Annotated in this window: 21 protein-coding genes and 1 riboswitch; of the genes, 5 read left to right on the top strand and 16 right to left on the bottom strand. The window is 60.8% G+C overall.

Annotation, left to right across the window (positions count from 1 at the left end; all coding sequences use genetic code 11):
* Positions 1-90 precede the first annotated feature (90 nt).
* Positions 91-3,561: a hybrid sensor histidine kinase/response regulator gene (locus tag ACYZUA_RS11010; protein ID WP_461963109.1), complete on the top strand. Its 3,471-nt coding sequence runs from the start codon at positions 91-93 to the stop codon at positions 3,559-3,561.
* Between the two features lie 141 nt (positions 3,562-3,702).
* Here the strand turns inward: ACYZUA_RS11010 and ACYZUA_RS11005 are convergent, their stop codons facing one another.
* Positions 3,703-5,067: a DNA recombination protein RmuC gene (locus tag ACYZUA_RS11005; RefSeq protein WP_176471581.1), complete on the bottom strand. Its 1,365-nt coding sequence runs from the start codon at positions 5,065-5,067 to the stop codon at positions 3,703-3,705.
* A 175-nt stretch (positions 5,068-5,242) separates the two neighbouring features.
* Positions 5,243-5,566, bottom strand: coding sequence for a sel1 repeat family protein (locus ACYZUA_RS11000; RefSeq protein ID WP_461963108.1), 324 nt, complete (start codon positions 5,564-5,566; stop codon positions 5,243-5,245).
* A 996-nt stretch (positions 5,567-6,562) separates the two neighbouring features.
* Here ACYZUA_RS11000 and ACYZUA_RS10995 point away from each other — a divergent pair.
* From ACYZUA_RS10995 to ACYZUA_RS10985, 3 genes are all read left to right on the top strand, one after another.
* Positions 6,563-6,787 (top strand): hypothetical protein, encoded by a 225-nt coding sequence (locus tag ACYZUA_RS10995; protein ID WP_019407963.1) that lies wholly within the window; start codon positions 6,563-6,565, stop codon positions 6,785-6,787.
* 273 nt (positions 6,788-7,060) lie between these two features.
* Positions 7,061-7,543, top strand: a complete 483-nt coding sequence (locus ACYZUA_RS10990) for a hypothetical protein (protein ID WP_095130135.1) — start codon at positions 7,061-7,063, stop codon at positions 7,541-7,543.
* Positions 7,544-7,688: 145 nt separating this feature from the next.
* Positions 7,689-8,966 carry an OmpP1/FadL family transporter gene (locus ACYZUA_RS10985; protein ID WP_461963107.1) on the top strand — a complete coding sequence of 426 codons (1,278 nt, stop codon included), beginning with the start codon at positions 7,689-7,691 and terminating at the stop codon, positions 8,964-8,966.
* 76 nt (positions 8,967-9,042) lie between these two features.
* Here ACYZUA_RS10985 and ACYZUA_RS10980 read toward each other — a convergent pair whose 3' ends face one another.
* The 14 genes from ACYZUA_RS10980 to cobO form a co-directional block, all read right to left on the bottom strand.
* Positions 9,043-9,594, bottom strand: coding sequence for a glutathione peroxidase (locus ACYZUA_RS10980; RefSeq protein ID WP_461963106.1), 552 nt, complete (start codon positions 9,592-9,594; stop codon positions 9,043-9,045).
* A gap of 55 nt (positions 9,595-9,649) precedes the next feature.
* A complete protein-coding gene (locus ACYZUA_RS10975; protein WP_008148682.1) occupies positions 9,650-9,772 on the bottom strand; it encodes a hypothetical protein in 123 nt (40 codons plus the stop codon).
* Entirely contained in the window at positions 9,769-10,977 is a 1,209-nt protein-coding gene (locus ACYZUA_RS10970; RefSeq protein WP_076030232.1) for an MFS transporter, read from the bottom strand. Before ACYZUA_RS10970 ends, ACYZUA_RS10975 begins: the two co-directional genes overlap by 4 nt.
* A 52-nt stretch (positions 10,978-11,029) precedes the next feature.
* On the bottom strand, positions 11,030-11,434 hold the full coding sequence (locus ACYZUA_RS10965) for a MarR family winged helix-turn-helix transcriptional regulator (protein ID WP_461963105.1): 405 nt from the start codon (positions 11,432-11,434) through the stop codon (positions 11,030-11,032).
* A 155-nt stretch (positions 11,435-11,589) separates the two neighbouring features.
* Positions 11,590-12,324: an adenosylcobinamide-GDP ribazoletransferase gene (locus tag ACYZUA_RS10960; protein WP_461963104.1), complete on the bottom strand. Its 735-nt coding sequence runs from the start codon at positions 12,322-12,324 to the stop codon at positions 11,590-11,592.
* A gap of 2 nt (positions 12,325-12,326) precedes the next feature.
* Complete coding sequence (cobC, locus tag ACYZUA_RS10955) at positions 12,327-12,902, bottom strand: alpha-ribazole phosphatase family protein (protein WP_461963102.1); 576 nt, start codon at positions 12,900-12,902, stop codon at positions 12,327-12,329.
* Positions 12,899-13,954 (bottom strand): nicotinate-nucleotide--dimethylbenzimidazole phosphoribosyltransferase, encoded by a 1,056-nt coding sequence (cobT, locus tag ACYZUA_RS10950; RefSeq protein ID WP_461963101.1) that lies wholly within the window; start codon positions 13,952-13,954, stop codon positions 12,899-12,901. Before cobT ends, cobC begins: the two co-directional genes overlap by 4 nt.
* Positions 13,951-14,472: a bifunctional adenosylcobinamide kinase/adenosylcobinamide-phosphate guanylyltransferase gene (cobU, locus tag ACYZUA_RS10945; RefSeq protein WP_461963099.1), complete on the bottom strand. Its 522-nt coding sequence runs from the start codon at positions 14,470-14,472 to the stop codon at positions 13,951-13,953. The genes cobT and cobU overlap by 4 nt, the downstream gene beginning before the upstream one ends.
* 129 nt (positions 14,473-14,601) lie before the next feature.
* Positions 14,602-16,053: a cobyric acid synthase gene (locus tag ACYZUA_RS10940; RefSeq protein ID WP_461963098.1), complete on the bottom strand. Its 1,452-nt coding sequence runs from the start codon at positions 16,051-16,053 to the stop codon at positions 14,602-14,604.
* A complete protein-coding gene (cobD, locus tag ACYZUA_RS10935) occupies positions 16,050-17,042 on the bottom strand; it encodes a threonine-phosphate decarboxylase CobD (RefSeq protein ID WP_461963097.1) in 993 nt (330 codons plus the stop codon). Before cobD ends, ACYZUA_RS10940 begins: the two co-directional genes overlap by 4 nt.
* Entirely contained in the window at positions 17,035-17,946 is a 912-nt protein-coding gene (cbiB, locus tag ACYZUA_RS10930) for an adenosylcobinamide-phosphate synthase CbiB (protein WP_461963096.1), read from the bottom strand. Before cbiB ends, cobD begins: the two co-directional genes overlap by 8 nt.
* Positions 17,943-18,593, bottom strand: coding sequence for a 5,6-dimethylbenzimidazole synthase (gene bluB, locus ACYZUA_RS10925; RefSeq protein WP_461963095.1), 651 nt, complete (start codon positions 18,591-18,593; stop codon positions 17,943-17,945). Before bluB ends, cbiB begins: the two co-directional genes overlap by 4 nt.
* On the bottom strand, positions 18,590-19,990 hold the full coding sequence (locus ACYZUA_RS10920) for a cobyrinate a,c-diamide synthase (RefSeq protein ID WP_461963094.1): 1,401 nt from the start codon (positions 19,988-19,990) through the stop codon (positions 18,590-18,592). The genes bluB and ACYZUA_RS10920 overlap by 4 nt, the downstream gene beginning before the upstream one ends.
* Before the next feature lie 10 nt (positions 19,991-20,000).
* Positions 20,001-20,612 carry a cob(I)yrinic acid a,c-diamide adenosyltransferase gene (gene cobO, locus ACYZUA_RS10915; RefSeq protein WP_046048017.1) on the bottom strand — a complete coding sequence of 204 codons (612 nt, stop codon included), beginning with the start codon at positions 20,610-20,612 and terminating at the stop codon, positions 20,001-20,003.
* A gap of 81 nt (positions 20,613-20,693) precedes the next feature.
* Positions 20,694-20,924, bottom strand: a riboswitch (cobalamin riboswitch).
* Between the two features lie 154 nt (positions 20,925-21,078).
* Between cobO and ACYZUA_RS10910 the strand changes: the two genes are divergently transcribed.
* Positions 21,079-21,663 carry a hypothetical protein gene (locus ACYZUA_RS10910; protein WP_461963093.1) on the top strand — a complete coding sequence of 195 codons (585 nt, stop codon included), beginning with the start codon at positions 21,079-21,081 and terminating at the stop codon, positions 21,661-21,663.
* Positions 21,664-21,670 lie beyond the last annotated feature (7 nt).

Raw genomic sequence — 21,670 nt, 5'->3', positions numbered from 1 at the left:
GCGACCTTGGTCGACACTGACTAACCCCTGTCATCGTGCGAGACTGTCTGTCCGGGCGGGAGTCCCGGGTGTCTTTTGTCTGGAGTTCCCATGTCGCTGTCCAGCGGGCTGATCGCCGCCGTCGCCCTGGCCTATATGGCCATCCTGTTCGCCATCGCCTTCTATGGCGACCGTCGCAGCACACCGTTGCCGCCGCGAGTGCGCGCCTGGGTGTACAGCCTGTCGCTGGCCGTCTATTGCACCAGCTGGACCTTCTTTGGCGCCGTGGGCCAAGCCGCCGAACAACTCTGGTCTTTCCTGCCGATCTACCTCGGGCCGATCCTGCTGCTGGTGTGCGCGCCGTGGGTCCTGCAAAAAATGGTGATGATCAGCAAGCAGGAGAACATCACCTCCATTGCCGACTTCATCGCCGCGCGTTATGGCAAATCCCAGTCGCTGGCCGTGGTGGTGGCACTGATCTGCCTGGTCGGCGTGTTGCCCTACATCGCGCTGCAACTCAAGGGCATCGTGCTCGGGGTGAACTTGCTGATCGGCGCCGGTGCCGACGCCATGGGCACGCGCGCTCAGGACACGGCGCTGATCGTGTCGCTGGTGCTGGCGCTATTCACCATCGTCTTCGGTACCCGCAACCTCGACGCCACGGAACACCACCGCGGCATGGTGCTGGCGATTGCGTTCGAATCGCTGGTCAAACTGTTTGCTTTTCTCGCGGTCGGCGCGTTCGTGACCTACGGTCTGTACGACGGTTTCGACGACCTGTTCGATCAGGCCATGCTCGCACCGCGCCTGGAAGAATACTGGAAGGAAACCATCAACTGGCCGTCGATGGTGGTGCAGACCGGCGTGGCAATGATGGCCATCATCTGCCTGCCCCGGCAGTTCCACGTGACCGTGGTGGAAAACATCGAACCTCAGGATCTGCGCCTGGCCAAATGGGTGTTTCCAGCCTATCTGGCGCTGGCGGCGTTGTTCGTCGTGCCTATCGCCCTCGCCGGCCAGATGCTGCTGCCGAGCTCGGTGCTGCCGGACTCGTTTGTCATCAGCCTGCCGCTCGCTCAAGCCCATCCTGCTTTGGCGATGCTGGCGTTTATCGGTGGTGCCTCGGCGGCGACCGGCATGGTGATTGTTGCCAGCGTGGCGTTGTCGACCATGGTCTCCAACGACATGCTGTTGCCATGGTTGCTGCGGCGCAACAACGCCGAGCGGCCGTTCGAAGTGTTCCGCCAGTGGATGCTCTCGGTGCGCCGAGTGAGCATTGTGGTGATTCTGCTGCTGGCCTACGTCAGTTATCGCCTGCTCGGCTCGACGGCGAGCCTGGCGACCATCGGCCAGATCGCCTTCGCCGCCGTGACCCAACTGGCCCCGGCCATGCTTGGCGCGCTGTACTGGAAACAGGCCAATCGCCGCGGTGTGTTCGCCGGTCTCGCGGCCGGGACGTTCCTGTGGTTCTACACCTTGATCCTGCCGATTGCCGCCAACAGCCTCGGCTTGTCCTTGAGCAGCTTCCCGGGGCTGGCCTGGTTGCACAGCAACCCGCTGAACCTGCCGCTCACCCCGCTGACCCAAGGCGTGGTGTTGTCGCTGGCGGCCAACTTCACGCTGTTCGCCTGGGTGTCGGTGCTATCACGTACGAGGGTTTCGGAACATTGGCAGGCGGGTCGCTTCATCGGACAGGAAATCAGCGCCCGCCCCAGCGCCCGTTCGATGTTGTCGGTGCAGATCGACGATTTGTTGCAGCTGGCCGCACGCTTCGTCGGCGAAGAACGCGCCCGTCAGAGTTTTATCCGCTTCGCCTACCGCCAAGGCAAAGCCTTCAACCCGAACCAGAACGCCGACGCTGAATGGATCGCCCACACTGAACGCTTGCTGGCCGGTGTGCTCGGTGCTTCTTCGACGCGAGCGGTGGTAAAAGCCGCCATCGAAGGTCGGGAAATGCAACTCGAGGACGTCGTCCGAATCGCCGACGAAGCCTCGGAAGTGCTGCAATTCAACCGCGCGCTGCTGCAAGGCGCGATCGAGAACATCACCCAAGGCATCAGTGTGGTCGACCAGTCGCTGAAACTGGTGGCCTGGAATCGACGCTATCTGGAGCTGTTCAACTACCCGGATGGACTGATCAGGCTTGGCCGCCCGATTGCCGACATCATTCGCTACAACGCCGAACGCGGCCTGTGCGGCCCCGGCGAAGCCGAAGTGCACGTAGCACGGCGCTTGCACTGGATGCGTCAGGGCCGCGCCCATACTTCTGAAAGACTTTTCCCGAATGGCCGTGTGATCGAGCTGATCGGCAACCCGATGCCGGGCGGCGGTTTTGTCATGAGTTTCACCGACATCACCGCGTTCCGCGAGGCTGAGCAGGCGCTGACCGAAGCCAACGAGGGCCTGGAGCGTCGGGTTACCGAGCGGACCCACGAACTGTCGCAACTCAACCTCGCCCTGACTGAAGCCAAGGGCACCGCGGAGTCGGCCAACCAGTCGAAAACCCGTTTCCTGGCGGCGGTCAGCCACGACTTGATGCAACCGTTGAACGCTGCGCGACTGTTCTCGGCCGCGCTTTCCCACCAAGACGACGGGCTATCCGGTGAGGCGCAGAAACTGGTCCATCATCTGGACACGTCACTGCGCTCGGCCGAGGATCTGATCAGCGACCTGCTGGACATTTCCCGCCTGGAAAACGGCAAGATCAATCCTGATCCAAAACCATTCGTGCTCAATGAGATGTTTGACGTCCTCGGTGCCGAGTTCAAGGCGCTGGCCCGCGACCAAGGGCTGAAATTCCGCGTGAGGGGCAGTACGTTGCGCGTCGACAGCGACATCAAATTGCTGCGACGAATCCTGCAGAACTTCCTGACCAATGCCTTCCGCTATGCCAAAGGCCCGGTGCTGCTCGGGGTTCGCCGACGCAAGGGCGAGTTGTGCCTGGAAGTCTGGGACCGTGGTCCGGGCATTCCGCTGGATAAACAGCAGGTCATCTTCGAAGAATTCAAACGCCTCGACAGCCACCAGACGCGCGCCGAGAAAGGCCTGGGGCTGGGCCTGGCGATCGCTGACGGGTTGTGTCGCGTGCTGGGACATACTTTGCGCGTACGCTCCTGGCCGGGGCGCGGCAGCGTGTTCAGCGTCAGTGTGCCGTTGGCTCGTGCGCAATCCGCGATCCCGACCAAGGTCGTCGAACTCAATGGCAAATTGCTGAGCGGCGCGCAGGTGCTGTGCATCGACAACGAAGACAGCATCCTGATCGGCATGAACAGCTTGCTCACGCGCTGGGGTTGTCAGGTCTGGACGGCGCGCAACCGCGATGAATGCGCGGCGCTGCTCAGCGATGGAATGCGACCGCAATTGGCGCTGGTGGATTACCACCTGGACGATGGCGAGACAGGGACCGAACTGATGGCATGGCTGCGAACCCGATTGGGTGAGCCCGTCCCAGGGGTAGTGATCAGCGCCGATGGGCGACCGGAGACGGTGGCCCAGGTGCATGCGGCGGGGCTGGATTACTTGGCTAAACCGGTGAAACCGGCGGCGTTGCGGGCGTTGCTGAGTCGGCATTTGCCGTTGTAGCGCGCAAGGGCTGAACCTTGTCGTGGTGCAACTGCCGCCATCGCGAGCAGGCTCGCTCCCACATTGGACCGAGTTCTTCCAGATAGAATGCAGTTCCATGTGGGGCTTGCTCCGGGCGGCGCTCCGACGAAGCTTTTCGGCTTACTCGGGTAACTCGGCCAACCCATCCACATCCGTCATCGCCCGCTCCAGCAAGTCTGCTGGCAGGCTTTTGCTCGCCCGAGCGCCAAGCAATTTGAGCTGCTCGGCGCGGCTGACCAGATTGCCGCGTCCTTCTGTCAGCTTGTTGCGCGCAGAACTGTAGGCTTTATCCAGTTGCTGTAATCGATTGCCGACTTCATCCAGATCCTGGATGAACAACACGAACTTGTCGTACAGCCACCCGGCCCGCTCGGCGATTTCCCGGGCGTTCTGGCTCTGGCGCTCCTGCTTCCACAGGCTGTCAATCACGCGCAGGGTCGCCAGCAAAGTGGTCGGGCTGACAATCACGATGTTGCGGTCGAAGGCCTCTTGGAACAGAGTCGGCTCAGCCTGCAACGCGGCGGAAAACGCCGCTTCGATCGGTACGAAGAGCAGGACGAAATCCAGGCTGTGCAAACCGTCGAGACGCTTGTAATCCTTGCCGGCCAGCCCTTTGACGTGAGTACGCAGGGACAGCACGTGCTGCTTGATGGCGATCTGGCCGATGGCATCGTCTTCGGCCGCGACGTATTGCTGATAGGCCGTGAGGCTGACCTTGGAGTCGACCACCACCTGTTTGTCGCCCGGCAGATAAATGATCACGTCCGGCTGGAAACGCTCACCGTCCGGGCCCTTGAGGTTGACTTGGGTCTGGTACTCGCGCCCCTTTTCCAGGCCCGCGTGTTCAAGCACCCGCTCAAGAATCAGCTCACCCCAGTTGCCTTGGGTTTTCTGGCCTTTCAAGGCGCGAGTCAGGTTGGTGGCTTCGTCGCTCAGGCGCAGGTTCAGCTGTTGCAGCCGCTCCAGTTCCTTGGCCAGGGAAAAACGTTCGCGGGCTTCAGCCTGATAACTTTCCTCGACGCGTTTTTCGAAGGACTGGATGCGTTCCTTCAACGGATCGAGCAACTGCCCCAGTCGCTGCTGACTGGTTTCGGCAAAGCGCTGCTCGCGCTCGTCGAAGATCTTGCCGGCCAGCTCGGCGAACTGGGCGCGTAACTCATCTCGCGAGCCTTGGAGGTCGTTGAGGCGCTGCTGATGGCTTTCCTGCTGCTCACGCAGCTCGGCGTTGAGCGAAGCGGCCTGGGCGTCCAGACGGCGCAACTCAGCCTCTTTGCCGGCACGTTCCAGATTCCAGGCGTGGGCGGCGTCGCGTGCGTCGTCACGTTCGATCTGCAGCAGTTCGACTTCACGGCGTACGGCGGCCAGGTCTGCCTGTTTGGCGGCGTTGGCCTGGCCCAGATCACCGATTTCATCGCGACAGGCTTCGAGTTGGGCGTTCAATCCATCCTGAGCCAAATGAGCCGTGGCCAGACGCTCTTCCAGCAGTGCAACCTCTGACTGCGTGGCGCTCGCTCGCCGCTGAAGTTGCCAGGCCAGTACCAATAACGGCAGCGCAGCGCCCGCCAGACCGAGCAATGCGCTGGTCAAGTCCATAGCCATAGCCACTCCTGCCAATGAAATAAAGCTTGAAGGTTAACCAAGGCGTCAGGTCTTGGACAGCTCAGTCTTCGATCAGACCCAGTTCCTGCTGGGCGCGCCGATCCCCTGCCCGCGCGGCCGAACGCAGAAGGTCATGGCCGATACGGCGGTCACGGGCATTCCCGCATTCACGGCACATCAGCTGACCGAGACGACTTTGTGCGGCCACAATCCCTTCACGGGCTGGCTGCTTGAGCAAATGTCCGGCGAAGTGTTTGACGTTGGAGTTTTCGCCCAGACGCGGGCTGTCCAGCAGCCACTCGGCCACACGCATCGAAAAGCGCTTGGGCGGAGTAATGCTGGGAGGTGTGGAGGTTGCAGAGACTGATACTGAGCGAAACTTCATAAAGCACTGTGGGGCAGATCGGAAGGCGCGCCACTCTACTCTTTTTTTCTTACAGGTAAAGCCTAAAAAACCCGGCACGCCCGTCCTAGAGCAAGCGCTCGGGACAATCCACAGAAGCTGTGGATAACTCAGTGGACAACCGCCCTTGAACTCTCGCAAAGCCGTATGGAATGGGGCTCGCAGTCAAACTGACGATTTTTTCACCAGTAAAAAAAAGCGATGTTTTTCATTGACTTAAATTTTGGTTACAGGCACCCACTGCGTTTGAAGGGAAGATGACAGCGGCATGACACCCTCCGTGACTTATGTGCACAAGTACCTTCGAGGCAGTTATATCGATGCGCTTTTTCGGCGCATTTTTCGCCCGTATCTGGGGATAAACTTTGGCAAACCCGTGATCCAGGCGGGTCCTGGCCCGATGAGCCGTGACTACCAATGGTCGGAATTTGTGCTATTACAGGGCAAGTCTGCGGATCATGGCTTTTTCCGAGCGCCAATCGGACGTTGAATGAGGGCATCCAGAGAACTTTTTTGCTAACACACTTCCCTTCAGCCATTCAATCCGTTAGTATCCGCGGCGTTAGTACCAAGCTGAAAGTCAATTCTGGTCGAACAAATCCCCCCGGTCAGCCTTCCTCAAGGAAGCCTCCACCGACAAAGCGGGATCGACCACCTCGATGGTTTCCAGGTAAACCTTGCGTCAACACAGCCTTTGAATCGAAAGCAAAGGGTGTTGCGAAGCTCACTTACTCTGACCGAACCAACCTGCAAATTGATCAGGATCTTCACCCCGGGCCCAGAACCTTTGCCCTTGATGTGTTGCCTGCCCTCCTAAGTACCTACCTGCCAGCCCAAGCGCGCCAATTTATCAGCGCTTCAAACTGGCTGCTTTGTTCCAGTCGGGTTCTTCGTTCGACCAATGGTGGTCGTCGTCACTGGAACGTTTTAATTTTGCACGGTTCTTATCCGTGTCGCTCGTAGGAACACCCAATGACTATGTCTACTCAAATCCACACCCAGGATGCCATCCGCACCCTAACCAACGCTTTTGCACCAATGAACTGCCTGATCATGGCCGCTCGCAAAGGCTGCTTCAGCTTCACTCTGGTCAACGAACACGGCATCGCTCGTCACAGCGAACGCCTTTACCCCGATCAATACTCCAGCGCCGAGCCGCTGCAGGCCGTGATCGAGCGTACCCGTCAGGCACTGATTGCCTGATACGCCAGAAAGACTGAAAACCTCAAAAGCCTCGCTCAAAAAGCGGGGCTTTTTATTGCCTGATATTTCTCTTTTCGCTGCCACCGCCTAAGCACAAACCGATATAACGGTTATAACTCGCAGCCGGAAATATTTTAAAAACAGGCCTTTACGGCGCGAATATGACACTACACTTCAACTCAAGCGGCTGGTCCGCTTCCGGCGAGCCTGATTCGATTCACTGCTGCCAATGCCCTTCAGGTATCGCCGACCATTTCATGTGTCGAGGGCTTTATGGGTATCGCTGCCAGCGAACTGTGCCGTTATGTGATCCGCCCGACATTGATTTACCTCGGGTGCCATAGCGCAACCGCCGAATCCCTGCTACTGGGCGTCGCTGCCAGCCAGTCAGCCCTTGGAACTGCCCTGCATGACCGCCGTGGACACGGCCTGTACCGAATCGCCGAACCCCGCCATCAAGCACTTTGGGACCACTACCTGGCACTTGACCCGGACCGCGCAAGCCTGGTTCGTGGCTTGGCCAGCCAACATGCTTTCCTGAGTGGTCCGCACCTCGAATTGACCGTCAACCTGCGTTACGCCACAGCCATCGCCTGGCTGCTGGTAGAAGAACAGAACACCCCCCTCCCTGAAGCAGACGACTTGCTGGGCATGGCCCGTATCTGGCGCCAGACCTTCCAGCCTCAAGGACGCCTGAGAGACTTCACCTGTGCCTGGCAAACCTGTGTTTCACCGCTGAATCAGGTCGCCTGCTGATCTCCCATCTCCACAAGATCGCGCAACTGCTGCGATTTTGGTCGGATTGTCCTACAAAACCGCTCTAAATCAAGCCTCACAGCCTATAGCGCCGGGACGAAAATGTTGGTAATTTTCGCCCCGGTGATCACCAGGAGTTCTAATAATGAAAAAAGTAATGCTCAAAACCACCATTAGCCTCGCCGTTGCCATGGCATCCACCCAGATTTTCGCAAGTGGCTTTGCCCTCAACGAACAAAGCATCAGCGGGATGGGGACGGGTTTTGCCGGGCGATCTTCTTCTGCCGACGATGCATCCACAGTTTTTGGCAACCCTGCCGGCATGTCTCGCCTCAAGCGCGAACAAGTGACCGGTGGTGTTGCATTTATCGACGCGCACGCTGATATCAGTGACGCGAGCTCCAGTCCGAATAGTGGTACCAATAAAGGTGACATGGTCCCTTTCATGGGCGTCCCCATGGGCTACTACGTAAAGCCAATCGATGACCAGTGGGCAGTCGGTTTCGGCGTCTACGCTCCATTCGGCCTGGTGACCGACTACGAGAACGGCTTCGCCGGCAAATACTTCGGCACCAAGAGCGAAGTCACAATCGTGACCCTCCAGCCAACCGTCAGCTACGCCTTCAACGACAAGGTGTCGATCGGCTTCGGTCCGACCATCAACCGCATTGACGGCACACTGGAATCGAACCTGTCGCTGAGCCAACGCGCACCAGACGGTGAAGTCAGAATCAAGGGTGACGACACTGCGCTGGGCTACAACATCGGGATCCTGGTTCAAGCCACCGACTCCACTCGCGTCGGCCTGACCTATCACTCGAAAGTGAAGTACAAGCTCGAAGGTGATACCAAGGTCAACTACGGCGGCCTCGCTGCGCTGCGTCAGAGCCCGAACCAGAAGTACGACGCTTCGCTGGATATCACCACGCCTGAGTCGGTCGACTTCTCGGTCACTCACCAGCTGGACGACCAGTGGACCCTCTATGCAGGCAGCACCTGGACTCGCTGGAGCCGCCTGAAGGAAATCAGCGTCGAGAACAGCGGTGTTCCTGCTGGCCTGAACCCCCTGTTCGGCACCATCACTGAAGAACAGAACTGGCACGACACCTGGGCTCACGCCATCGGAGCTTCGTACCAGCTGAACAAGCAGTGGGTATTGCGCACCGGCCTGTCGGTTGACCAGTCGCCGACCAACAACGAAAACCGCTCTCCACGCATCCCGACTGGCGATCGCAAGATTTTCAGCCTGGGCGCCGGCTGGAGCCCGACCGACGACCTGACCATCGACGTAGCGTATTCGTACCTGCGCGAAGAGTCGGTCAAGGTCAACAACAGCAACGGTCAACCTCGCAACCAGAACTACAGCGCCAAGTATGAAAACTGGGCAAACGGTTTCGGTGTTGGCGCGACCTACCGCTTCTGACGGTTCCTTACTCGCCGCCTGAACTGAAAAAGCCCCGCTCTCTTGTACAGAGGCGGGGCTTTTTAATGGGCGTCGATCAGGGTTGCGAGGCCAATGCTTTCTCCACCGCTGCGATGAATTCGGGGTCATCAGGCTTGGTCAGACTGGAGAAATTGGCGATCACCTTACCTTTGCGATCGACCACATATTTGTAGAAGTTCCACTTCGGCGCGGTGCTCTGCCTGGCAATGATCTTGAACAAGTGCGTCGCGTCATTACCGCGGACTTTCTGCGGCTCAGTCATGGTGAACGTCACGCCGTAGTTCACGTAGCAGACCTTGGCAGTTTCTTCGCCATCCTTGGATTCTTGCTTGAAGTCGTTGGACGGAACGCCGATCACCTCCAGTCCCTGATCCTTGTAACGCTGATTCAGCGCTTCAAGGCTTTTGAACTGCGGGGCGAAACCGCAGAAGCTCGCGGTATTGACCACCACCAGCGGCTTGCCAGCGAAGCGCTGGCACAAGTCGATGGATTCCTTGGCGCGCAGCTTCGGCAACGAGCCTTGTAACAGGTCCGGGCACTCTGCCGCTTGAGCCAATCCACTAAACGCTACCAGTAACGCGGGAACTGCAAGCCAACGCATCAGCATGTCGGTGCATCCTTGAGTAATCGTCAAAACCGAAGTTACTCGCCCTCACCTCCTGCTAGCAAGCACCCATGCCCAGTTGCATCAACGCCAGCCCGCCCTGATGCCAGCCCCACCACGACAGGGCCAGCAGCAAGGCGCAGACAGCGACCACAGCGATCCGCGGCCAGAGACTGTTCATATCGCGCTCATCTGTGTTTGCAGGCGCGCCACCGGCTGCTCGCGCACCGGCCAGTTCAGGGCGGCGGCCAGCAGGCTCAAGAGAATCGCCACTTGCCAGATCAAGTCATAGCTCCCGGTTCGGTCGTACACCACCCCGCCCAACCAGCCGCCAAGGAACGATCCGAGCTGGTGAAACAGGAAAACAATTCCACCGAGCATGGACAGATTTCGCACGCCGAACAAGGTTGCGACGGTGCCGTTGGTCAAGGGCACGGTCGACAGCCACAGGAAACCCATCGCCATACCAAACAAGTACGCGGTGGTCGTCGTGACGGGCGCCCACAGGAACAACCCGATCACCACTGCCCGCAGCAGATACAGGCCGGTGAGCAAACGCGGCTTGGACATCCTCCCGCCAAGCCAGCCTGCCGTGTAGGTACCAAAAATATTGAACAGCCCGATCAACGCCAGCACTGTCGTGCCGACGCTCGCCGGAAGGTGCTGGTCCACCAGATAAGCCGGCAAGTGCACGCCAATGAATACCACCTGGAAGCCGCAGACAAAAAAGCCGAACGCCAGCAGCCAGAACCCTGAATGGGAACAGGCCTCGTGCAGGGCTTCGGACAGTGTTTGTTCATGACCGAACACCGGTAGCGGCTTGTCCTTGAGCATGCTCACCAGCGGCACGATCAGCGCCACCAACAGGCCCAACACCAGCAATGCCGCTGACCAGCCCAACCAGCCGATCAACCCCAGCGTACCGGGCAACATGGCGAACTGGCCGAAAGAGCCGGCAGCGCTGGCAATGCCCATGCCCATGCTGCGTTTCTCCGGCGGCACTGCACGGCCGACCACGCCGAGGATCACCGAGAACGATGTGCCCGACAGGCCAATACCGATCAACAGACCAGCGCTCAAGGACAAGGTCACGGCCGAATCCGACAGGCCCATGAACACCAGGCCCAATGCATACAGGACACCGCCGACCAGCACCACTTTCGCGGCGCCAAAGCGGTCGGCCAGCGCGCCGGTGAAGGGCTGCGCCAGGCCCCAGATCAGATTCTGCAAGGCAATGGCGAAGGCAAACGTCTCACGCCCCCAGCCGAACTCGGCACTCATCGGCGCCAGAAACAGCCCGAAGCCGTGTCTTACGCCCAAGGACAACGCAAGAATCAGCGCACTCCCCAACAAAACCCAACCACACGTACGCCACATCGATGTCATTCTTGTTCTCCGGTAGCGGGTATATACCCGCTTAAGATCGGAAAAACCGGCATCACGCCAGTTCGTCCAGCAGTCGCAGCAAGGTCTCGCGTTTCTCGGCACCCAAACGGTCGATCAACCGCTGTTGCGCCGCTTCCCAGGCTGGCAAGGCCGCTTTCAGCCGTTCCACACCGGCTGCGGTGAGCATGACGATGCGGTTACGCATGTCTTCGCCCTCGACCAGCATCAGCAGGCCTTCGCCTTCCAACACCCGCAGATTGCGCCCCAAGGTGCTGCGATCCAGCCCCATGGCCTCGGCCAACGTGGAAATACTCGGTTTATCCAGACGCTGCAGATTGCACAGCAGAGAATACTGGGCGACGTTGATCCCGAAGCCGTCGAGAGCGCCGTCGTAATGCCTGCTGACGCCACGGGCGGCACGACGCAGGTTGATGCATAAACATTGGGAGTCGAGCATGGTGCGTGTATATACCCGCGGTTAAATGAATGCAAATTTTTGCAACATATTACCTGTAGGAGCGAGCGGTGCGGCGATCCGACTTGTCCGCGATGAACGTTAACGCGGTTTCCCTGAAAGGACAGCAGCGCGGTCATCGCGAGCAAGCTTTGCTCCTACGGGACCAGGGCAACGCCCACCAACACCGCGACCTCAAGAATTTCCAGCAATGCCCCCGCCGTATCGCCCGTCGTGCCGCCCAATCGGCGCAGCATCACTTGCCGCAGCCAGACAAACATCAGCCCCGCCAGCGCCACTGCCAACGCGCCGCTGAGACCGGCAATCAAAACACACGCCAACGCACTCACCGCCAACACCTGTTTGCCCGCCAAACGCGGCAGATGATCGGCCAGCGCTTGCCCCAACCCGCCGGCACGCACATAAGGCGTGGTCAGGAACAAGCCCAGCAACGCGCTGCGCCCGATCAACGGAACAATGATCAGGACAACGGCGTGTTGCTGCTCGATCACTGCCAACAACGCGGCGAATTTGAGCAGCAACACCAGCACCAGCGTCACCACCGCAATCGGCCCGCTGCGCGGGTCCTTCATGATCGTCAACGTGCGCTCGCGGTCGCCGAACCCACCGAGCCACGCGTCGGCGCTGTCAGCCAGGCCGTCCAGGTGCAACGCGCCGCTGAGCAATACCCAAACCGTCAGCAACAGCGCTGCGTGAAGCAACAACGGGGTGCCGAGCAACAGCCAGTTGAACGCCCACAAAATCCCGCCGAACAGCAGGCCGACCAGCGGATAAAACAGCAGCGACCGCCCCAATTCCTGTGGCGCCGGCATGCCCGGCAAACGAATCGGCAGACTGCTCAAAAATTGCAGGGCGATCCAGAACGGCAACATGGTCAGAGCGCTTCCTTAAAAAACACGCCGGATTCGACCGACAACGAAAACAACGCGCCATGCCCGACTTCGACGTTGAGCAACTGCTCACGAGGTAATCCCCGCGCCTGAGCCAGCAACAAGCGCATGACCCCACCGTGACTGATCAGCAACACCCGCTCGCCGGCGTAGGCGACATGCAAGCGTTCAACGGCCGCCAACACCCGCGTCGAAAATTCCACCACCGGCTCACCCTGAGGCGGCGTAAACGCATAAGGGTCGGCCCAGAACAACCCCAACGCCTCGGCATCGGTGTCCATCAGCGCGGCGGCGCTCTGCCCTTCCCAAGTGCCAAAGTGCAGCTCTTGCAGGTCTTTATCCAACTGCACCGGCAAACCCAGCTGTGCGCCGAGTTCTTCGGCGAACCGCGCACAACGTTGCAACGGCGAGCTGACCAAACGATCCCAAGGCCCCTGCTCGACCACCGCCGCGCGCATCTGCGCCCAGCCCTTTTCGGTCAGAGCATCGTCGAGACTGCCGCGCAAACCGCCGCCGAGTTCGGTTTCACCGTGGCGCAACAGGTCCAGGCGCAAGGTCATGCCGGACGGTCCGCGACGGCGGCCTCGGCGAAAGTCGCCATCTGCCCGTGAAGGTCGCACGCCAGACGCAGCAACGGCACGGCCAACGCCGCACCGCTGCCCTCGCCCAGACGCAGGCCGAGATCCAGCAGCGGTTCGGCGTTCAGGCTTTCCAGTACATGACGATGGCCCGGCTCGGCGCCGCGATGACCGAACAACAGCCACTGACGGCATTCAGGATTCAAGCGCACCGCCACCAACGCCGCAACGCTGCAAATGAAACCGTCCACCAGCACCGCGACGCCTTCCTGAGCACACGCCAGGTACGCGCCGACCAGTGCGGCAATTTCAAAACCGCCGAGGTTGAACAGGGTTTGCAGCGCATCGCCACGTTGAGCGCTGTGCAACGCCAAAGCGCGCTCGATGACCTGAGCTTTATGGCTGACACCCGCCGCATTCAAACCTGTGCCCGGCCCGGTCAGATGCAGCACCGGACAATCGAGCAAGGCACAGGCCAACGCGCTGGCCGCGGTGGTATTACCGATGCCCATCTCGCCACCGATAAACAACTGCGCACCCGCGGCGATGGCGCGCTGCACGCTGTCGCGGCCGGCCTGCAAAGCGAGTTGGCCTTGAGCCGACGTCATCGCCGAACCTTCGACGAAATTCGCCGTGCCCGGGCCGATGTTCACGTGACGCACGCCCGGCAAATTCAACGACGGTGTCACCGTGCCGAGGTCGACCACTTCCAGGGAGGCTCCGAGTTGCCGCGCCAGCACGCTGATCGCCGCCCCGCCGCTGACAAAGTTGTGCAGCATCTGCCCGGTGACTTCCTGGGGAAATGCCGACACCCCTTCGGCGACCACGCCATGGTCACCGGCAAAAATCGCGATCCACAGTTGATCCAGACTCGGCTTGACCTGCCCCTGCAACCCGGCCAATTGCACGGCCACCGACTCGAGCCGACCAAGGGAGCCGGCCGGTTTGGTCAGTTGCTGTTGACGGGCCTGCGCCTGCTCGACCGCTTGAGCATCAATCGGTTTGCACGGGTTGAGCCACCAGGATTGAGTCATAACGCAGTTCCTTTCAAAGTCAGGGGCAGGCCGGCGACGGTCAGGACGACGCGCTGACAGCGCTCGGCCAATGCTTGATGCAGCCAACCGGCTTCATCGACGTAGCGGCGAGTCAATTCGCCCAGCGGCACGACACCCATTCCGGTCTCGTTGCTGACAAAAATGATTTCACCCGGCAACGACGCCAGGCAGTTCAGTAATGCATCACGTTCGGCCGACAGCCGCTTGGTGTCGTCGAGCATCAGCAGATTGGTCATCCACAACGTCAGGCAATCCACCAGCAGGCACCGATCGGCGCTGGCGGTTTCGCGCAGGATGCGGGCGAGTTCCACCGGCTCTTCGATCAACGCCCATTCGGCTGGACGACGTGCACGGTGATGGGCCACCCGCTCGTTCATTTCACCGTCGAGGGGTTGGCTGGTGGCGATGTAAGTCACCGCCAGACCGCTGTCGGAGGCGAGTTTTTCGGCCAGGCGACTTTTACCGGAGCGGGCGCCGCCGAGGATCAGTTGCAGCATGGTTCATTCCTTCAAATTGGCGGTGTGGCGACGGGCATCATCGCGGGCAAGCCATGCTCCTACAGAATCAAGAGCAGCTTTTGATCCTGTAGGAGCATGGCTTGCCCGCGATGACATTCTCAGATCCCCTCAAAACCCGCAGAGCTCACGCAACAGTCGGGTATCCAGATGCTTCTCCACCAGATCCGCCAGCCGCTCGATATCGCGCTCACGCAACGCGTGATAATCCACGTCCTGCACCGCCTGCAAACCTGCCCAGCGCAACAGCGCACTGCACGCCGCCGGCGATTCAAACAGGCCATGCAGATAGGTGCCGAAAATCTGCCCGTCCACGCTTTGCGCACCGTCGCAACGACCGTCGTCCAGCTGCACCGCGGCGTTTTCCAACGCCGGCCCGGTGGTCACCCCGGCATGAATTTCATAGCCGCTGACCGGCGCGTCTTCGAGCGCCAGACGCCCGCGCACATTGCGCAATTGCTTCTCTTCTTCGAGCCGGGTTTCGAAGGCCAACAAGCCCAAACCGGCGCTGGAACCCGATGCGCCCTCAAGGCCCAGCGGGTCGTGGACCTGCTCGCCGAGCATTTGCAGACCGCCGCAAATCCCCAGCACTTTGCCGCCATAACGCAGATGACGACTGATCGCGGTGTCCCAGCCATTGGCCCGCAGATACGCGAGGTCGCTGCGCACGCTTTTCGAACCGGGGAGAATAATCAGGTCGGCCGGTGGAATCGTCTGACCGGGGCCGACAAATTGCAGATCCACCTGCGGATGCAGGCGCAGCGGATCGAAATCGGTATGGTTGCTGATGCGCGGCAGCACCGGCACCAGCACTTTCAGGACCTGGTCGACCTTGTCGGTCTGACGCTGGTCGATGCCGTCCTCGGCTTCCAGGTGCAGGTCCATCACGTAAGGCAGAACGCCGATCACCGGTTTGCCGGTGCGCGCTTCCAGCCAGTCGAGACCCGGTTGCAGCAAAGCGATATCGCCGCGGAACCGGTTGATGATGAAGCCTTTGACTCGCGCCTGCTCACTGGGCGACAGCAGTTCCAGTGTGCCCACCAGATGCGCGAAAACGCCGCCGCGATTGATGTCGGCGATCAACACCACCGGACAATCCACCGCTTCGGCAAAACCCATGTTGGCGATGTCGCCGGCGCGCAGATTGATCTCGGCCGGCGAACCCGCGCCTTCGACCATGACCACTGGATAAGTCGCGCTCAACCGCTCATGAGAGGCCAGCACTGCTTGCATGGCGATGGCTTTGTAGTCGTGATACGCGACCGCGTTCATCGTCGTGACCGCACGACCATGGATGATCACTTGAGCGCCGGTGTCGCTGTTGGGTTTGAGCAGCACCGGGTTCATGTCGGTGTGCGGCTCAAGATTGGCGGCCTGAGCCTGCACCGCTTGCGCACGACCGATCTCGCCACCGTCGGCGGTCACGGCACTGTTGAGCGCCATGTTCTGTGGTTTGAACGGTACGACGCTGACGCCCTGACGCGTGACCCAGCGGCACAACGCCGTCACCAGCGTGCTTTTACCGGCGTCGGAAGTGGTGCCTTGCACCATCAACGTAGTCATTGGGTTTCCTTGGCGTAGGCTTCGAACGCATGCGCGAGACGTGTCCAGTCGGCTTCATCGGCGGGCAAGCCGAAACGCAGGCTGCTGTTGTTCGTGAACAACCGCAGGAGAATGCCGCGCCGAGCCATGAACTCATGCAGTGCTTCAGCGCGGTCGGTGATCAGCCATTGAAACAAGGCGCAGCCGCCCTGAGGTTTGAAGCCGTGCTGTTCAAGCAGCAGCGCCAGACGCTCGCTGGCTTCTTCAGAGCGAACCCGCTGCCGGGCATGCCCTTCGGTATCCAGCAGACAGGCCTGCCCCAGCACCCGCGTCGGCCCGCTGACCGCCCACGGTCCCACTTGCTCGGCGAGCAATTTGAGCAACTTGCGCTCAGCCAGCACGAAACCCAGACGCACACCGGCCAGGCCGAAAAATTTGCCGAAGGAACGCAGCACGATCAACCCGACCTGATTGGCAAAAGGTGCCAGGCTCAGCTGCGGTGTGTTGTCCATGAACGCCTCGTCCACCACCAGCCAGCCACCACGCTGGGCCAGCCGCGAGTGCCAGTCGAGCAGCCGACTGGGTGTCAGGCTCAGGCCGGTAGGATTGTTCGGGTTGACCACCACCAGCACGTCGAGGCTGTCGAGATAGAAGTCGACTTCCTGTTCCAGCACCTCACGCACGATGTAACCATTACGGCGCCACGCTTCGGCGTGTTCGGCGTAACACGGCGAGAGCACGCCGACCTTGCCGGCCCGGCGCAAACGCGGCAGCAACTGGATCGCCATTTGCGAGCCGGCCACCGGCAGCACCTGAGCCGCGCCGTAATAATCACAAGCCGCCTGCTCCAGACCGTCATCGGTTTCCGGCAACCGCGCCCAGGCCCGCAACGGAATCTGCGGGACCGCAAATGGCCAGGGCGCGAGGCCGCTGGACAGGTCGAGCCAATCGGCTTCGGCGATGCCGTATTCGAGCGCCGCCTTGCGTAACCGACCACCGTGCTCAAGCATAAAATTCAGCCCCCACGCAGAGGATCAGCAACCATAACCATACCCCGCGCTGGACCAATTGCCAGCCGCGGTCGATGGAGTCGGCGTCCGCCGGCACGCCTTCGCCCAATGGCGGACGCTGATGCAGTTCACCGTGATAAATCGCCGCCCCGCCCAACTCGACACCGAGCGCGCCGGCACCTGCCGCCATCACCGGACCGGCATTCGGGCTGTCCCAGGTCGGGCCTTGGATTCGCCAGCATTTAAGCGCCAGGCGGGTTTTGCCCAGCAGCGCGTAGGTCAATGCCACCAAGCGTGCAGGAATATAGTTGAGGATGTCGTCGATCTTTGCCGCGGCCCAGCCGAAACGCTCGAAGCGTTCATTGCGGTAACCCCACATCGCATCCAGCGTGTTGCTCAAACGGTAGAGCACTACACCGGGCGCACCGGCCACGGCAAACCAGAACAGCGCAGCGAATACCGCGTCGCTGCCGTTCTCCAATACGGATTCGGTAGCGGCGCGGGCGACTTCGGTTTTATCCAGTTCGCTGGTCTGGCGGCTGACCAGATAACTGACCCGTTTGCGCGCCTCGTCCAGATCATCGCTGCGCAACGCCTTGGCCACAGGCGTCACGTGCTCACCAAGGCTGCGCATGCCGAGGGCGCAATAGAGCACCAGAATTTCGACGATCCAGCCGACGTAGGGCGCCCAGGAAAACGCCGTGGCCAGCAGGGTCAGCGGCAACACCGCGATCACCCAGGCGGTCACGCCATGGCTGCGCCAGCCGCGGCCACCGCCGCCATTGAAACGTTGCTCGATGCGGTCGGCAAAACGGCCGAACGCCACCAGCGGATGCCAGCGTTTGGGTTCACCCAGCAGCGCATCCAGCGCAACCGCGGCGACACTCAGCAACGCCACACTCATTGACTCACTCCCCAATAATTTTCATACAGCAACTCACTGAGAGGTCGCGCCTGCGCCCAGCCTTCGAGTACCAGCATCGGCGCCGGATAGAATTCCTTGACCGGGCCTAGACAAAGAACGGCCAACGGCTTGGCACCGGCCGGCATACCCAGCAGATCCGCCAGCGCTTGCGGCTCGAACAGCGAGACCCAGCCCATGCCCAATCCTTCAGCGCGGGAGGCCAGCCAGAGGTTCTGAATCGCGCAGGACAGCGAAGCCATGTCCATTTCCGGCATCGTGCGACGGCCGAAAATGTGGCGCTCGCGATCGTCCATCAGCGCGGCGACCAGCACCTCGGCGCAATCGTTGATGCCTTCGACCTTGAGCTTCATGAATTCGTCGGTGCGCTCGCCGAGGGCTTCGGCGGTGCGGATGCGTTCTTCTTCCACCAGTAACTGGATCTTGCCGCGCAGCACTCGATCACTGATGCGGATGAACCGCCAGGGCTGCATCAGGCCGACACTCGGTGCCTGATGCGCGGCTTCGAGCAGGCGCCGCAGTAACTCGGGCTCGACGGTGCCACCGCTGAAATGACGCATGTCGCGGCGTTCGGCAATTGCCCGATAAACCGCTTCGCGTTCGGCCTGACTGAATGCGTTGTCAGTCATGGCCTCTTCGCGAGCAGGCTCGCTCCCACATTGGAAGGTGTGCTGCCTGAAGAAACGCAGTCCTCTGTGGGAGTGAGCCTGCTCGCGATGGCGGCCTCAAGGTCAGGCGCAAATAATGCGGCTACAGCGGCGGGATTGGACGGGAAATAAAAGTGCACATAAGAGGCGGTCATCCGCCCTTCACGATAAACCGCCTCTGCCCCTCGCCCACCGTTCGGGCTCAGGCCACGGGCAATCGGCTCAAGCTCGGTACTGGTCAGCGAATGGTGATAGGTGTGCCCGCGCAACGAACCTTCCGGCAACTCGACCGCCTGCAACGCCAACGCGGCCAGACGCTTTTGCATCACCGCGTCCCCCGCCAGCAAGCCGACCAGTTCAGCACGAGTACCCTCGACATCGGTCAACGAATCAAGCAGATACAGCATGCCGCCGCACTCGGCCAACAACGGCTTGCCGCCCGCATGGTGAGCGCGAATAGCGTCCAGCATCAGAGTGTTTTGCGACAGCGCCACATGGTGCAATTCGGGATAACCGCCTGGCAGATAGAGGCTGTCTGCCGGCGGCAATTGCGTGTCACGGATCGGCGAGAAAAACGACAATTCGGCGCCCATGGCTCGCAGCAAATCCAGGCTGGCACCGTAGGTGAAGGCAAACGCCTCGTCACGGGCCACGGCAATCCGCACACCGGCCAGCAACGGTTCTGTAGCGATCACATCGGGGGCGGCGAATTCCACCGCCGGTGGCAGCGCGACCTCGCAACTGCTGGCCAGCGCATCGGCCGCCGCATCGAGGCGCAGATCAAGATCGTTCAACTCACTGGCCTGAACCAGCCCGAGATGCCGACTCGGCAATTCGATCCCGGTTTCCCGGGACAAGGCGCCGTACCAGCGCAAGCCTTCAGTGAGGCTGCCTTCCAGTAATTGCGCGTGACGCAGGGTACCGACGCGGTTGGCCAACACTCCGGCAAACGGCAAGTCCGGCTGATAGCGCGCCAGCCCCAACGCCAGTGCGCCAAAGGTCTGGGCCATGGCGGTGCCGTCGATCACGCCGAGCACCGGCACACCGAAATGCCGCGCCAGATCAGCGCTGGACGGCGTACCGTCGAACAACCCCATGACACCTTCGATGAGGATCAGATCGGCTTCGCCAGCGGCTTCCCACAACAGGCGACGACTTTCCTGTTCGCCGACCATCCACATGTCCAGTTGATACACCGGCGCACCGCTGGCGCGCTCGAGAATCATCGGATCGAGGAAGTCCGGGCCGCATTTGAACACGCGCACTTTGCGTCCCTGATTGCGATGCAAACGGGCCAGCGCAGCGGTGACGGTGGTCTTGCCCTGACCGGAGGCCGGCGCGGCAATCAGTACCGCCGGGCATTGACGATGGCTATTCATAAAGTGCAGCTCACAACTCAACGCCTTTTTGCGCTTTGATCCCGGCCTGGAACGCATGCTTGATCACGCCCATTTCGGTGACGGTGTCGGCCAGTTCGATCATCTCCGGCTTGGCGCCGCGACCGGTCACCACCACATGCTGCATCGGCGGACGGGCCTGCAAGTCGCTGAGCACTTGATCGAGATCCAGATAACCGTGCTTGAGCGCGATGTTCAATTCATCCAGCACCACCAGGCCGATCGACGGATCACGCAGCAATTCGCGCGACACCGCCCACGCGGCTTCAGCGGCGGCGATGTCACGCTGGCGATCCTGGGTTTCCCAGGTGAAGCCCTCGCCCATCACATGAAAACGCACCTGTTCCGGGAAGCGCCGGAAGAACAGTTCTTCGCCGGTGCTGCTGCGCCCCTTGATGAACTGCACCACGCCACACTGCATGCCATGGCCCATGGACCGGGCGAGCATGCCGAAGGCCGAGCTGCTTTTGCCTTTGCCGTTGCCGGTCAGCACCAGCAGCAGGCCACATTCATTCGGGGAATTGGCGATGCGTTCGTCGATCACGGCTTTTTTGCGCAGCATGCGCGCCAGATGACGTTCGTCACGATCGGGGGTATCAGTCATGGGGGAGCTCTCCGTTGAGGCTGGATAACGGCGGGCAGGCACAAGAATAGACGGCAAAAAGCCTGGCATCGCCCACCGTGATGCCGCTGGATGGATCAGGCCGGTCTCCGGGCTCATGAGCGGCGTTGGCCTGACTGCGCGCCTTCCCATGTCATACGACACAGTGGCTCAAGGCGCAGCTTTCACTCATTTACCGTTGCGGGGGCAGCGCCGGGATCATGGCTCTTCGTCGCTTGAAGAGAATCACTCACCGGCTTCCCTGTTTCACTCTGTCGACCAAGGTCACAGAGCACCTGAAACAAGCCGCGAAGGTTAGAGGGTTGGGGATGGAGCGTCAATTGAAGACGGGCGGCCTGCGAGCGATTAACTGCCGTCGATCAATTATCTGACGCCAATCTTGTGCCACACTCCCCGCAGTGATATCAAAGAGCCACAGCCTCACAACACAATAACAAGGGTGAGCCACATGCAAGGCATGATCATCAGCAATCCGAAGCTGGAATTCCTGCGCCCGGTGCTGGAACGCTGGTTTGACTGTATCGACCGCTACAACGCCGTGCGCGGCGATAACGACACGCCTTACTGGTTCGACGAAAAAGCCAACCTGAGCCTGCTTTCCGCCGCGGCCTGGATGGCGGAAATGGTCACGCTGCAACAAACACCGACCCGTAAGCAGACCGAAGAAGGCGAACGCAATGGCCGCGCCGACCTGTTTATCGCGGCCAGCGAAGAACGCGCTTACGTTCAGGCGACCCAGCGCTGGCCCCGCGTCAACAGCCTGAACCTGACCCAAGCCTTGCAGGACATTACCTGCGACGCCAAGCGCATCAGCTACGCCAGCGACCTGAAACTCGGTTGCCTGTTCGTCGCCCCGCAAAAAGCCCAACAAAGCGCCACCCCGGAAGAACTCCAGGACATGGTCGACGACCTGCAAAAGGAACACACCTGCGCGGTCGCCTGGTACTTCCCCTATGCCTATCGCAAGTTGCGCAACGAAGCCGGCAACTATCACCCCGGCATTGCCGTGCTGTTCAAGGAAGCCCGCGGCTGAGCGGTTG

This window comes from Pseudomonas sp. LS2P72, from assembly GCF_054897865.1.
The sequence above is the reverse complement of the archived record's forward strand: the minus strand, read 5'-3'. Positions and strand labels throughout refer to the sequence as shown.

Coding starts and splice junctions, on each gene's coding strand:
- ACYZUA_RS11010 (WP_461963109.1), top strand. CDS start 91: ATGTCGCTGTCCAGCGGGCTGATCGCCGCCGTCGCCCTGGCCTATATG.
- ACYZUA_RS11000 (WP_461963108.1), bottom strand. CDS start 5,566: ATGAAGTTTCGCTCAGTATCAGTCTCTGCAACCTCCACACCTCCCAGC.
- ACYZUA_RS10995 (WP_019407963.1), top strand. CDS start 6,563: ATGTCTACTCAAATCCACACCCAGGATGCCATCCGCACCCTAACCAAC.
- ACYZUA_RS10990 (WP_095130135.1), top strand. CDS start 7,061: ATGGGTATCGCTGCCAGCGAACTGTGCCGTTATGTGATCCGCCCGACA.
- ACYZUA_RS10985 (WP_461963107.1), top strand. CDS start 7,689: ATGAAAAAAGTAATGCTCAAAACCACCATTAGCCTCGCCGTTGCCATG.
- ACYZUA_RS10980 (WP_461963106.1), bottom strand. CDS start 9,594: ATGCTGATGCGTTGGCTTGCAGTTCCCGCGTTACTGGTAGCGTTTAGT.
- ACYZUA_RS10975 (WP_008148682.1), bottom strand. CDS start 9,772: ATGAACAGTCTCTGGCCGCGGATCGCTGTGGTCGCTGTCTGCGCCTTG.
- ACYZUA_RS10970 (WP_076030232.1), bottom strand. CDS start 10,977: ATGACATCGATGTGGCGTACGTGTGGTTGGGTTTTGTTGGGGAGTGCG.
- ACYZUA_RS10965 (WP_461963105.1), bottom strand. CDS start 11,434: ATGCTCGACTCCCAATGTTTATGCATCAACCTGCGTCGTGCCGCCCGT.
- ACYZUA_RS10960 (WP_461963104.1), bottom strand. CDS start 12,324: ATGTTGCCGTTCTGGATCGCCCTGCAATTTTTGAGCAGTCTGCCGATT.
- cobC (WP_461963102.1), bottom strand. CDS start 12,902: ATGACCTTGCGCCTGGACCTGTTGCGCCACGGTGAAACCGAACTCGGC.
- cobT (WP_461963101.1), bottom strand. CDS start 13,954: ATGACTCAATCCTGGTGGCTCAACCCGTGCAAACCGATTGATGCTCAA.
- cobU (WP_461963099.1), bottom strand. CDS start 14,472: ATGCTGCAACTGATCCTCGGCGGCGCCCGCTCCGGTAAAAGTCGCCTG.
- ACYZUA_RS10940 (WP_461963098.1), bottom strand. CDS start 16,053: ATGACTACGTTGATGGTGCAAGGCACCACTTCCGACGCCGGTAAAAGC.
- cobD (WP_461963097.1), bottom strand. CDS start 17,042: ATGCTTGAGCACGGTGGTCGGTTACGCAAGGCGGCGCTCGAATACGGC.
- cbiB (WP_461963096.1), bottom strand. CDS start 17,946: ATGAGTGTGGCGTTGCTGAGTGTCGCCGCGGTTGCGCTGGATGCGCTG.
- bluB (WP_461963095.1), bottom strand. CDS start 18,593: ATGACTGACAACGCATTCAGTCAGGCCGAACGCGAAGCGGTTTATCGG.
- ACYZUA_RS10920 (WP_461963094.1), bottom strand. CDS start 19,990: ATGAATAGCCATCGTCAATGCCCGGCGGTACTGATTGCCGCGCCGGCC.
- cobO (WP_046048017.1), bottom strand. CDS start 20,612: ATGACTGATACCCCCGATCGTGACGAACGTCATCTGGCGCGCATGCTG.
- ACYZUA_RS10910 (WP_461963093.1), top strand. CDS start 21,079: ATGCAAGGCATGATCATCAGCAATCCGAAGCTGGAATTCCTGCGCCCG.